The 12,199-nt window shown below is 72.8% G+C and carries 8 protein-coding genes and 1 pseudogene; all 9 read right to left on the bottom strand.

Annotation, left to right across the window (positions count from 1 at the left end; translation table 11 throughout):
• Positions 1–175 precede the first annotated feature (175 nt).
• Complete coding sequence (locus E4099_RS05485) at positions 176–982, bottom strand: cell division protein FtsQ/DivIB (RefSeq protein ID WP_135337796.1); 807 nt, start codon at positions 980–982, stop codon at positions 176–178.
• A gap of 79 nt (positions 983–1,061) precedes the next feature.
• Positions 1,062–2,156 (bottom strand): undecaprenyldiphospho-muramoylpentapeptide beta-N-acetylglucosaminyltransferase, encoded by a 1,095-nt coding sequence (gene murG / locus E4099_RS05480; protein ID WP_135337795.1) that lies wholly within the window; start codon positions 2,154–2,156, stop codon positions 1,062–1,064.
• Between the two features lie 6 nt (positions 2,157–2,162).
• Positions 2,163–3,713, bottom strand: coding sequence for a putative lipid II flippase FtsW (gene ftsW / locus E4099_RS05475; RefSeq protein ID WP_209446530.1), 1,551 nt, complete (start codon positions 3,711–3,713; stop codon positions 2,163–2,165).
• 53 nt (positions 3,714–3,766) lie between these two features.
• Positions 3,767–5,269 (bottom strand): UDP-N-acetylmuramoyl-L-alanine--D-glutamate ligase, encoded by a 1,503-nt coding sequence (murD, locus tag E4099_RS05470; RefSeq protein ID WP_135337794.1) that lies wholly within the window; start codon positions 5,267–5,269, stop codon positions 3,767–3,769.
• On the bottom strand, positions 5,266–6,330 hold the full coding sequence (mraY, locus tag E4099_RS05465; protein ID WP_135337793.1) for a phospho-N-acetylmuramoyl-pentapeptide-transferase: 1,065 nt from the start codon (positions 6,328–6,330) through the stop codon (positions 5,266–5,268). The genes murD and mraY overlap by 4 nt, the downstream gene beginning before the upstream one ends.
• A complete protein-coding gene (locus E4099_RS05460; protein ID WP_135337792.1) occupies positions 6,327–7,775 on the bottom strand; it encodes a UDP-N-acetylmuramoyl-tripeptide--D-alanyl-D-alanine ligase in 1,449 nt (482 codons plus the stop codon). The genes mraY and E4099_RS05460 overlap by 4 nt, the downstream gene beginning before the upstream one ends.
• Positions 7,776–7,839: 64 nt before the next feature.
• Positions 7,840–9,576: a UDP-N-acetylmuramoyl-L-alanyl-D-glutamate--2,6-diaminopimelate ligase gene (locus E4099_RS05455; RefSeq protein WP_135337791.1), complete on the bottom strand. Its 1,737-nt coding sequence runs from the start codon at positions 9,574–9,576 to the stop codon at positions 7,840–7,842.
• A 10-nt stretch (positions 9,577–9,586) separates the two neighbouring features.
• Positions 9,587–11,467 (bottom strand): peptidoglycan D,D-transpeptidase FtsI family protein, encoded by a 1,881-nt coding sequence (locus tag E4099_RS05450; RefSeq protein WP_135337790.1) that lies wholly within the window; start codon positions 11,465–11,467, stop codon positions 9,587–9,589.
• Positions 11,412–12,199 (bottom strand): annotated as a pseudogene (locus E4099_RS05445) (coenzyme F420-0:L-glutamate ligase); the annotation flags it as partial. The pseudogene E4099_RS05445 and the gene E4099_RS05450, both read right to left, overlap by 56 nt.

Here is a 12,199-nt window from a genome sequence, read left to right as displayed (position 1 = left end):
TTAGGGTTACTAGTGCTGCTGTTCCCTGGGTTCCTGGGACAGGACACTAAGTCGACAAGCGGCGCGCGTTCAATGAACACGCCGAACCTCCCGTTTTTCTTTTCACCCTATGTGATCACCCCTGGCACTAGCCAACCAGGGTGCTGGCCTGCCGGTATGCACGTCCGCCGGGACGTCAACTACCGGCCACCGCGGGGGCGCCCGGGGCACTCACGTCGAAATGGGCCGCTTCGGGCGCCGCTTTCAGCAGCGCGAGCAGCGACCGGGCCTTCGCCGCGCCGCTCTCCCCGCTCCCCCACATCACCGTGCGATCCCGTGTCAACTCCAGGGTGATGGAGTCATAGGAGCGTACCCGGACAACCTGGGTGCTCCGCCGCACCGACGCGGGGAGCGCGGCAGCCACCCGGACCCCTTCCCGGCGGAGCCGATCGACGCCGAAACGGCGGGAACTCGACGATTTGCCGAGGTCCAGGTCGAGCACCGGAACGCCCTTGGGACGCTCGGCCACGGTGGCGAACCGGACCCCGGACCGGTCGACTTCGACGTATCGGCCGCCGGAGCGCAGCACCGCCCGCGGGTGCCGCTCGTCGACCTCCACCCGGATGGTGTGCGGCCAGGACCGGCTCACCCGCACCTGGTCGATCCTGGGCAGTCCGGCCCGCAGCCGGCGTTCGATGGACCCGGTGTCCACCGAGGCCATCGGGGAGCCCAGCGGGACGTCCGCGACCCGGCGCACCTCCTCGGGGGTCAGCACCTCGGTGCCGCTGACCTTCACCCGCTCGGCCCGCAGCCAGTCCGAGCCGTAGAGCACCCAGGTGCCGCCACCGGTGAGCAGGGCCGTCGCCAACAGCAGCAGAAGCAGGGTGCGGCGGCGGGGAAGGCGCTGCCTCAGGCGGCGTGCGCGCCCGTCGCTCCCACCGCCACGCGCTCCGGTGCGCGGTGTCCGTCGGTCACCGCGCCGGGCGGTCGTCGGTCCGGCCACGCTGGCTGCCTCCTCGCCCCGAGCGCCCGGGGATTGACCCCGGGCGCCTCGGCTCACGCCTGGTGGCGCATCCGCCCGTTCACGCCCGACGGCGCTGGGCGATCGCCTCATACACCATTCCGACAAGCAGTTCATCTGCATCGCGGCGCCCGAACTCGGCGGCGCGCCGCGACATCTCGTACAGCCGGTGCGGGTCGGTGAGCACCGGGAGCACGTTGTGCTGGACCCACTCGGGGGTGAGTTCGGAGTCATCGACGAGCAGTCCGCCGCCGGCCTTGACCACCGGTTGGGCGTTGAGCCGCTGTTCGCCGTTGCCGATGGGCAGCGGGACGTAGGCGGCGGGGAGCCCGACGGCGGAGAGTTCGGCCACGGTCATCGCGCCGGCGCGGCACAGCATCATGTCCGCCGCGGCGTACGCGAGGTCCATACGGTCCACGTACGATACCGGGATGTACGGCGGCATTCCCGGCATGTTGTCGGTGCGCGGCAGTTCGTTCTTCGGGCCGACGGCGTGCAGGATCTGGACGCCGGCGCGCTGCAGGAACGGGGCGACCGACTCCACCACCTCGTTGAGCCGGCGGGCGCCCTGCGAGCCGCCGGAGACCAGCAGCGTCGGCAGGTTGGGGTCGAGTCCGAAGGCCGCGCGCGCCTCGGCACGGACCGCGGCCCGGTCCAGGGTGGCGATGGAGCGGCGCAGCGGGATCCCGACGTAGTGCGCGTTGCGGAGCTTGCTGTCCGGGGTGCTGACGGCGACGTAGGAGGCGTAGCGGGAGCCGATCTTGTTGGCCAGGCCGGGCCGGGCGTTGGCCTCGTGCACCACGATCGGCACTCCGAGCCGCTTGGCGGCCAGGTAGCCGGGGAGCGCCACATAGCCGCCGAAGCCCACCACGCAGTCGGCCTTGGTGCGCTCCAGGATCTGCTCGGCGGCCTTGATGGTGCCGCGCAGCCGCCCGGGCACGGTGATCAGTTCGGGGGTGGGCCGGCGGGGCAGCGGAACGGCGGGGATCAGTCCGAGTTCATAGCCCCGTTCGGGTACGAGCCGTGTTTCGAGCCCCCGCTCCGTTCCGAGCGCCGTGATCCCCACGGTCGGGTCCTGCCTGCGCAGGGCGTCCGCGAGGGCGAGCGCGGGCTCGATGTGGCCGGCGGTCCCCCCACCGGCGAGTACGACATGCACCGAATTTCACCGCTCTCTGGACGGCGACTTCTTGACGCGCCGTCTCATCGTCTTCCATCTCAGCCCAGCCCGCTTCTTACCGAACACAGGCTGCCGCATGGCCAAGGCCGCCCTGGCACCGGGTTCCGCTCGCGCGAAGGCGATCAGCAGGCCGACGGCGAACATGGTCGGCAGCAGGGCGGACCCTCCGTAGGAGAACAGCGGGAGCGGGACACCCGCGATCGGCAGCAGACCGAGCACCGCGCCGATGTTGACCACGGCCTGGGCCGTGATCCAGGTGGTCACGCCTCCCGCGGCATACCTCACGAAGGGGTCCTTCGTGCGTCCGGCCACGCGGATACCCGCATAGCCTAGAGCCGCGAAGAGGGCGAGCACCGACAGTGTCCCCGCGAGACCGAGTTCCTCCCCGGTGATGGCGAAGATGAAGTCGGTGTGCGGTTCGGGGAGTTCACCCCATTTCTCCATGCTCGCGCCCAGTCCGGAGCCGAACCATCCCCCGTTGGCCAGGGCGTAGATCCCGTGCACCGCCTGCCAGCACTGGTCCCCCTCGCCGGGTTCGGTGGCCCCCAGGCAGGCCAGCCGGGACATCCGGTTGGCGCTGGTCTTGATCAGCAGGACGGCGATCAGCCCGGCGCAGGAGAGCACTCCGACGAACAGCCGGGTGGGCGCGCCGGCCAGCCACAGCACCCCGAACAGGATCGCGGTCAGGATGATCGCGGTGCCCATGTCGCCGCCCAGCATGATCAGGCCGAGCAGCATGAAGGCGGCCGGCACCAGCGGCACCAGCAGGTGCTTCCACTGGGTCAGCAGCCGCTTCTCGTGCTTGCGGGCCAGCAGGTCGGCGCCCCACAGCACCAGTGCCAGCTTGCCGAACTCGCTCGGCTGCAGCATGAACGGGCCGCCGAAGGAGATCCAGTTGCGGTTGCCGTTGACCGCCACCCCGATCCCCGGCACCTGCACCAGGCACATCAGGAAGACGGAGCCGGCCAGCAGCGGATAGGCCAGGGCCCGGTGCAACCGGATCGGCATCCGGGCCGCCAGCAGCATCAGGACGCCGCCCAGGGCCGCCGCCAGCAGCTGCTTGCGGAAGAAGTACGAGGGGGCCAGGCCGGACTGGAGCGCCTTGATCTGGGAGGCGGAGTACACCATCACCAGCCCCAGCACGATGAGCAGCAGGCTGCCCCCGAGGATCACGTAGTAGGCGGTGAGCGGCCGGTCCCAGGCCCGCCGGGCCCGGGCGAGCAGTTGCCGCGGTCCGCGGCCGGGCGCGCCGCCGCGGGCGGGCCGGGGTGCCCGGGACACCTTGGGGGCGGCGCCACCGCGCCGTACCGGGCCGGCGGTCCGGCCGGGCCGGGCGCCCGCCCGCTCGCGCAGCGCGAGGCCCTCGGGGTGCGGCCCGCCGGCGGGTGCGGCGCTCGGAAGCGCGGCGGGGAGCAGGCGACCGAGCGCGAACGGCGCCTGTGGCCGCGCACCAGTGGCCGGGCGCGCCGGGCGCCCGCGCCCGGCGCCGGGGTAGGCCGTCCCGAAACGCCGGATCGCGGACTCCTCAGGGCTCATCTGGCATCCCTCCGTAACGCCCGCGCGAGCGGTCCTCGCGGCGGACCGGCGGGTCAATGCTCGTTCGGCTCCGGCTCCGCGCCCTCACCGGCGGCCAGCTCGCGCACCGCCGCGGCGAAGGCGTCGCCGCGGGCGTTGTAGTTGACGAACATGTCCATCGAGGCGCAGGCGGGCGCCAGCAGGACGGTATCCCCTGGACCGGCGAGCCGCGTCGCTTCCCGGACGGCCGCCGCCATCGCCCCAGTGTCGGTCCGGTCGAGGTCGACCACCGGGACATCCGGGGCGTGTCGCGCCAGCGCTTCCCTGATCAGCGCGCGGTCCGCGCCCATCAGCACGGCGCCGCGCAGCCGCTGGGCGGCGCCCGCCACCAGCTCGTCGAAGACCGCGCCCTTGGCCAGGCCGCCGGCGATCCACACCACCGAGGGGTACGCCGCCAACGAGGCCTCGGTGGCGTGGGTGTTGGTGGCCTTGGAGTCGTCCACGTAGGCGACGCCGGCCACGTCGGCGACATGGGCGATGCGGTGGGCGTCCGGGCGGAAGGCCCGCAGCCCGTCCCGTACCGCCGCCGGCCCGACGCCGAAGGCGCGGGCCAGCGCCGCGGCGGCCAGCGCGTTGGCGATGTTGTGCGGGGCCGGCGGGTTCACGTCGGAGACCTCGGCCAGCTCCTGGGCCTGCTTGTGCCGGTCGGGCACGAAGGCCCGGTCGACCAGGATGCCCTCGACCACCCCGAGTTGGGAGGGGCCGGGGGTGCCGAGGGTGAAGCCGATGGCGCGGCAGCCCTCCTCGACGTCGGCGGCGCGCACCAGGTCCTCGGTGGCCGGGTCGGCCGCGTTGTAGACGCAGGCGATCCGGTTGCCCTCGTAGGCGCGGCCCTTGTCGGCGCCGTACGCGGCCATCGAGCCGTGCCAGTCGAGGTGGTCCGGGGCAAGGTTGAGGACGGCGGCGGAGTGCGCGCGGACCGAGGGGGCCCAGTGCAGCTGGTAGCTCGACAGCTCCACCGCCAGCACGTCGTAGGTCTCCTCGCCCAGCACCGCGTCCAGCAGCGAGACGCCGATGTTGCCGACCGCGGCGGTGCGCAGCCCGGCGGCGGTCAGGATCGAGGCCAGCATGCGCACGGTGGTGGTCTTGCCGTTGGTGCCGGTGACCACCAGCCAGGGCGCCGGCGGCTTGGCCGGATCCTTCTCACGCAGCCGCCAGGCCAGCTCCACATCGCCCCAGACGGGCACCCCGGCCCGCTCGGCGGCGGCGAAGATCGGACTGGACGGCTTCCAGCCCGGCGTGGTGACGACCAGCTCGGTGCCCTCGGGGAGGGTGTCGCCGTCGCCGAGGCGCACGGTGATCCGCCCGGAGCCCCCGCCGGGGCCGGCGGCCGGGGTACGCCCGGCCGCCCAGCCCTGGAGTTCGGCGGCCTGGGCGCGCTCGCGCTCGCCGTCGCCGCCGTTGACCACGGTGACCTCGGCGCCGAGGTCGTACAGCACCCGGGCCGCGGGCAGCCCGGAGACGCCGAGGCCGACGACGGTGACCCGCCGACCGGAGAAGTCGAGCTCCCCGGTCACTTGGCGGCCCGCCAGCCCGCGTAGAAGATGCCGATTCCGAAGATCACGCACATACCCTGAATGATCCAGAATCTGACCACCACAAGGACTTCACTCCACCCCTTCAATTCGAAATGGTGTTGAAGTGGAGCCATTCGGAAGACCCGTCGGCCGGTGAGGCGGAACGATCCGACCTGGATGACCACCGACATGGTGATCAGCACGAACAGGCCGCCGAGGATGGCGAGCAGCAGTTCGGTGCGGGAGCAGATGGCGAGCCCCGCGAGGGCACCGCCCAGTGCCAGCGAGCCGGTGTCGCCCATGAAGATCTTGGCGGGCGAGGTGTTCCACCACAGGAAGCCGAAGCAGGCGCCCATCAGCGCGGAGGCGACCACGGCCAGGTCGAGCGGGTCGCGCACCTCGTAGCAGGCGGGCCCGGCGGTCGGCTGGTTGGCGCAGGACTCCTGGAACTGCCACACCCCTATGAAGGTGTACGCACCGAACACCATCACCGAGGCGCCGGTGGCCAGGCCGTCCAGGCCGTCGGTGAGGTTCACGCCGTTGGACATCGCCAGGATCATGAACAGCGCCCAGATCACGAAGATCACCGGGCCGATCTGCCAGCCGAAGTCCTGGGTGAAGGAGAGCCGGTCGGAGGCCGGCGTCTGGTTGCGGGCGTCCGCGAAGTTCAGCGAGAGCACCGCGAAGGCGATGCCGACGATCAGCTGGCCGGCCATCTTCGCCTTGGCGCGCAGACCCAGGCTGCGCTGCTTGACGATCTTGATGTAGTCGTCCAGGAAGCCGACCAGGCCCATCCCCGCGAAGAGGAAGAGCACCAGCACACCGGAGAAGGTCGGGTCGCTGGAGGTGATCACCTTGGTCAGGGCGTACGCGATGATCGTGGCCAGGATGAAGGAGATGCCGCCCATGGTGGGCGTGCCCTTCTTGCTGCCGTGGCTCCGCGGACCGTCATCCCGGATGAACTGCCCGTAGCCCTTGCGGGCCAGCAGCTTGATCAGCAGCGGAGTGCCGATCAGGGTGAGGAAGAGCCCGATGGCTCCCGAGAACAGAACCTGCCTCATGCCCATCGGCCGGCGACCTCACCCTCGCCCGCGCCCGCGCCCGCGCCGTCCACCAACTCCAGCGCGATCCGTTCCAGGCCCACCGACCTGGACGCCTTCACCAGCACGACGTCCCCCGGTCGCAGTTCTCTGCGCAACAGGTCGACCGCCGCCCGCACGTCGGACACGTGCACCGACTCCTCACCCCACGAACCCTCGTTCTTGGCGCCCATGTCGAGCCAGGCGGCCTCCTGGCCGCCGACCGCCACGAGCTTGCTGACGTTGAGCCGGACGGCCAGCCGCCCGACCGCGTCGTGCTCGGCGAGCGACTCATCGCCAAGCTCGGCCATCTTGCCGAGCACCGCCCACGTACGCCCCCCGCGGGCCTGGTTGGCCTTGCCCATGGCGGCCAGCGCGCGCAGCGCCGCTCGCATGGAGTCCGGGTTCGCGTTGTAGGCGTCGTTGACGATCGTCACGCCGTCCGCCCGCTCGGTGACCTCCATCCGCCAGCGGGAGAGCTGGCCCGCCCCGGAGAGCGCAGCGGCGATCTCGGATGCGGGCATGCCCAACTCATGGGCGACGGCGGCCGCGGCAAGCGCGTTCGACACGTGGTGCTCACCGTACAGGCGCAAGGTCACGTCGCTGCACCCGGTGGGGGTGTGAAGCGTGAAGGAGGGCTGACCTTCCGTAGTGAGCCGGACATTCTCGGCGCGCACCTGGGCGTCCTCGGCCTCGCCGAAGAGCACCGTACGGGCCCGGGTCCGGGAGCTCATGGCGCGCACCAGCGGGTCGTCGGCGTTGAGCACCGCCACCCCGCCCTCGTCCGCCGCCGGAAGGGACTCCACCAGCTCGCCCTTGGCCTGCGCGATCTGCTCGCGCCCGCCGAACTCGCCGATGTGCGCGGTGCCCACGTTGAGCACCAGCCCGATCCGCGGCGGGGTGAGCCCGGTGAGGTACCGGATGTGGCCCACTCCGCGGGCGCCCATCTCCAGCACCAGGTGCCGGGTGCCCTCGTCGGCGCGGAGCGCGGTGAGCGGCAGCCCGATCTCGTTGTTCAGCGAACCCGGTGTCCACACCGTGGGCGCGTGCCGCTCCAGCACCTGGGCGATCAGGTCCTTGGTGCTGGTCTTGCCGGACGAGCCGGTGAGGGCGATCACGGAGGTGCCCAGCCGCTCGACCACGGCACGGGCCAGCGCCCCCAGGGCGCGCTCCACGTCCTCGACCACGATCGCCGGGACGCCGACGGGGCGGGCGGCCAGCACGGCTGCCGCGCCCGCCTCGACGGCGCGCTGCGCGTAGTCGTGGCCGTCCACGCGCTCTCCGGCGAAGGCCGCGAAGAGGGCTCCGGGCTCCACCTTCCGGGAGTCGATGACGACCGGTCCGGTCACCCGCTGCTCCGGGTCCGGTATGTCGTGCGGCCGTCCACCGGTGATCGAGGCGATCTCGGCGAGGGACAGTGCGATCACTGGTCACCTCCGGCGGCGGTACGTGCGTACTTCCTGTGGGCGGCTGGTGCGCGCATGTCGGTCGTCATCCCTGGTCGTGACGGTGCGGGGCGGGGGTGGCCGGGGCCGCGTCGGCCGCGGCCCGGGACCGCTCGATGGCCTGCCGCAGCACCTGGCGGTCGTCGAAGGGGCGTACCACGCCGGCGATGTCCTGGCCCTGCTCGTGGCCCTTCCCCGCGACCAGCACGGTGTCGCCGGGCTGGGCACGGGCCACGGCCGCGGCGATCGCGGCGGCCCGGTCGGCGTTCACCAGCACCTCGCCGCGCTCGTGGGCGGGCACCTCGGCGGCGCCCGCGAGCATGGTGGCCAAGATGGCCAGCGGGTCCTCGGAGCGGGGGTTGTCGGAGGTCAGCACGGCGGTGTCGGCGAACCGGGCGACCGCGGCACCCATCGGGGCGCGCTTGTGCGGGTCGCGGTCGCCGCCGCAGCCGAGCACGGCGTGCAGCTTGCCCCGGGTGACCTTGCGCAGGGAGCGGAGCACCGACTCCACCGCGTCGGTCTTGTGGGCGTAGTCCACCACGGCGAGGTACGGCTGGCCGGCGTCCACCCGCTCCAGCCGGCCGGGTACGCCGGGCACCGCGGCGACGCCGTCGGCGGCGGTCTGCGGGTCGATGCCGGCGGCCGCCAGGGCGGTGATCGCCGCCAGGGCGTTGGCGACGTTGAACGGGCCGGGGAGCGGGGAGGCGGCCCGTACCGCGATCCCGTCCGGGCCCAGCGCGGTGAAGGTCGAGCCCTGGGCGCCCACCTCGACGTCCACGGCGCGCCAGTCGGCGTCCGGGTTGCCCTCCGGGGAGAACGTGATGACGGGTACCTCGGACTCCTTGATCAGGCGCCTGCCGTACTCGTCGTCGTGGTTGACCACGCCCTGCCGGCTGCGGGCCCGGGTGAACAGCCGCGCCTTGGCCTGGAAGTAGTCCTCCATGTCGGAGTGGAACTCCATGTGCTCCGGGCTGAGGTTGTTGAAGACCGCCACGTCGAAGACGCAGCCGTCGACCCGGCCCAGCATCAGGGCGTGGCTGGAGACCTCCATGACCACGGAGCGGACCCCGCGCTCGCGCATCACCGCGAACAGCGCCTGGAGGTCGGTGGCCTCGGGGGTGGTGCGCTCGGACTTGACCCGCTGGTCGCCGATGCGGGTCTCCACCGTGCCGATCAGCCCGGTGAGGCCGCCCGCCGGACCGCCCCCCTCGGCGGACGCCGCGCGCAGCGACTCGGCCGCCTTGAGGCCGCCCTCGACGAGGTACGCCGTGGTGGTCTTGCCGGAGGTGCCGGTGATGCCGATCTGGAGCAGGTCGGCGCCCGGCTCGCCGTACACGGTGGCGGCGAGTTCGCCCATCCGGCCGCGCGGGTCCGACACGGTGAGCACCGGCAGACCGGTGGCCGCGGCGCGCTCGGCGCCCGCGGGATCGGTCAGCACGCCGGCGGCGCCGCGGTCGGCGGCCTGGCCGGCGAAGTCCGCTCCGTGGACGTTGGCACCGGGCAGCGCGGCGTACAGGTCGCCGGGGCGCACCGCACGCGAGTCATGGGTGATGCCGGTGACCGGCTTCCCCTCCGGCGCCTCGATGCCCAGCTGGTCGGCCAGCGCCGCCCAGGGGGTCGGGCGGACCTGCTGCGGACGGGGCGGTCCCGGGAAAACCTCGGGAAGGTCCGGCTGAGTGGTTTGAGACGCATCAGGGTGGGGCACGGCCGTGAGCGTACCGGGCGTACCGGCCTGGTCGCGAAATGGGCGCCGGTTCCCGGGGTCGGGCGTGATCGTCGTCACGGGCTGCCGCTCAGCTGCCCGGGGAGTAGCTCACCGGCAGCCGTGCGGGCTGCTTGCCGGACGGCGGGACGCCCAGGGTCTTCAGCGTGAACTCCATGACCTGCTTGAACACCGGCGCGCAGATCTGGCCTCCGAAATAGCTGCCCCGGGTCGGGTTCTGCACCGCGCAGTAGACCGTGACACGGGGTTTGTCGGCGGGGGCGAAACCGGCGAAGGAGGCCGTGTAGCCGTGGTAGCGGCCGGTCTTCGGATCCACCCGGTTGGAGGTGCCGGTCTTGCCCGCGACCCGGTAGCCGGGGATCTTGGCCTTGGCCCCGGTGCCCTCCCGGTCGTCGACCACCGACTCCAGCATGGCCGAGAGGGTCTTCGCGGTGTCCTTGCTCACCACCCGGGTGCGCGACGGGGCGGCGGCCGGGGTGAAGCGCCCGTCGGGGCCCGTGGTGCCGCGTACGAGGGAGGGCTCGACGCGCTCCCCGCCGTTGGCGATGGTGGAGTAGACGGAGGCCGCCTGCACGGCGTTGAGCGACAGCCCCTGGCCGAACGGGATGGTGTACTGCTGGGAGGCGCTCCAGTCCCCGGGCTTGGCCAGGATGCCGCGGGTCTCGCCGGGAAAGCCGAGCCCGGTGGGCCGGCCGATCCCGAACTTCCGCAGGTAGGAGTAGAGGACGTGGTTGGCCTGCGTCTGGTTGTCACCCAGCTGCTCGGTGGCCAGGATCGTGCCGATGTTGCTGGACCTGGCGAGTACGCCGTTGAGCGTGAGGTACCAGGTGCGGTGGTCGATGTCGTCGGCGAAGGCGCGGTCGGCGCGCGGCAGCCGGTTGGGGACCTCCACATGGGTGTCCCAGCGCGCCGCGCCCTCCTCCAGCACGGCGGCCATCGACATCACCTTGCTCACGCTGCCCGGCTCGTAGGCGTCGGTGAGGGCGGCGTTGCCCAGCGCTTCCGCGTCGGCGCCGGCCACGTCGTTGGGGTCGAAGCCAGGGGCGTTGGCCAGGGCCAGGATCTCCCCGGTACGGGTGTCCTGGACGATGACGTAGCCGCGGTCCGCCTGCGAGGCGGCCACCTGCTCCACGATGGCCCGCTGGGCGGCCCACTGGATGTCCCGGTCGATGGTCAGCTCCACGTCGGAGCCGGGCACCGCGGACTGCTCTCGGACGTCCCCGGTGGGCACCTGGCGCCCGCCGGACTGGGCGTACACCCGCTTGCCGTCCTTGCCCGCCAGCTCCCGGTCCAGCAGCCGCTCCACGCCGCCGGCGCCCTTCCCCTGGGCGTCGACGAAGCCCAGCACCCCGGCGGCCAGCCGCGTGTTGGGGTAGACCCGCTTGCTGTGCGCCTCCCGGTTGACGCCGGCGAGCACGTTCACCCGGCCGGTCCGCGCCGCCTTGCCGGCCAGCACCTGCTTGAGGTCCTTGATCTGCTTCCACACCTGCGGGGTCTGCTGCCGGGCCAGCACGACGTACTGGGAGGTCGGGTCGGCGGTGAGCTTCTTCTCCAGCTCCGCCCGGCGGACCTTGAGGATCGGGGCGAGCAGCTCCGCGGCCTGCCGGGGCGCGTCCTTCGTCTTGGCGTTGCGCGGGGTGAGCAGATCGGGGGCCGCGGTGATGTCGTACGCGTCCACGCTGGCCGCCAGCTCGACCCCGGAGCGGTCGGTGATGCTGCCCCGCTCGGCGGCGAGCCGGACCGGGATGTAGCGGTTGAGGTTGGCCTTGGCCGCGTAGGTGTCGGCGTCCACCGCCTGCACCTGGAGCAGCCGCACCACGTAGACCAGTATCACCAGCGTCAGGCACAGGCTGATCAGCCGCAGCCGGGGGCGCGGGCTGCCCAGTCGCAGCGGCTGCCCGGGCCGGCCGGGGCCGCGGCGGGGCGGCGGCGTGTCCGACGGCGACCGCACCCATCGGGTCCCAGTCGGCCGGCAGGTCCAGCACCTCCCGCACCACCTCGCGGCAGAACATGGTGGAGGACACCCAGGCCGAGCCCAGTCCCTCGCCGGTCAGCGCCACCAGCAGGTTCTGTACGCCGGCACCGGTCGCCACCACGAACATCTCGCGCTCGGCGGCTGCCCGGCGCTCGTCCGGGTAGGCGTGCGCCCCGTCCGCGACCAGGCAGGGCACCACCAGGTACGGCGCATTGCGCAGCACATCTCCGCGCCGCACCCGCTTGGCGATGCTCGTCTCGCTGAAGCCGTCCCGGCGCAGGTCCGCGATCCATGCCTCCCGCATCGCGTCCAGCAGCCGCAGCCGCGACTCGGCGGACTCCAGCAGGACGAACCGCCACGGCGTGGTGTGGTGCGGGGCGGGTGCGGTCACCGCCGCCGCGACGGCCCGCCGTACCGCGGCCCCGTCCACCGGCTGGTCGGTGAACTCCCGCACGGTGCGCCGCAGGGTGACGGCCTCGCGCACCGCCTCCGAGGTGCCGAGCCGGAACAGGTCGGACGCCGGATCACGCACCAGCGCCCGCGCCCCCGCGTCCAGCTCCGCACCCTCCTGGCCCGCGCCGAGCGACCCCGCGCCGAGCGACCCGGCGCCGAGCGACCCGGCGCCGAGCGACCCGGCGCCGAGCGACCCGGCGCCGAGCGACCCCGCGCCGTCCGACCCCGCACCGAGCGCTCCCGCGCCCCTATCTC

Source organism: Streptomyces palmae (assembly GCF_004684805.1).
Classification (GTDB): Bacteria; Actinomycetota; Actinomycetes; order Streptomycetales; family Streptomycetaceae; genus Streptomyces; species Streptomyces palmae.
Note: the sequence above shows the minus strand (reverse complement) of the source record. Positions and strands in the feature narration are given on the sequence as shown.

Bases quoted from the DNA above. Each gene is read 5' to 3' on its own strand.
- ftsW (WP_209446530.1), bottom strand. From the start codon at position 3,713: ATGAGCCCTGAGGAGTCCGCGATCCGGCGTTTCGGGACGGCCTACCCC.
- mraY (WP_135337793.1), bottom strand. From the start codon at position 6,330: ATGAGGCAGGTTCTGTTCTCGGGAGCCATCGGGCTCTTCCTCACCCTG.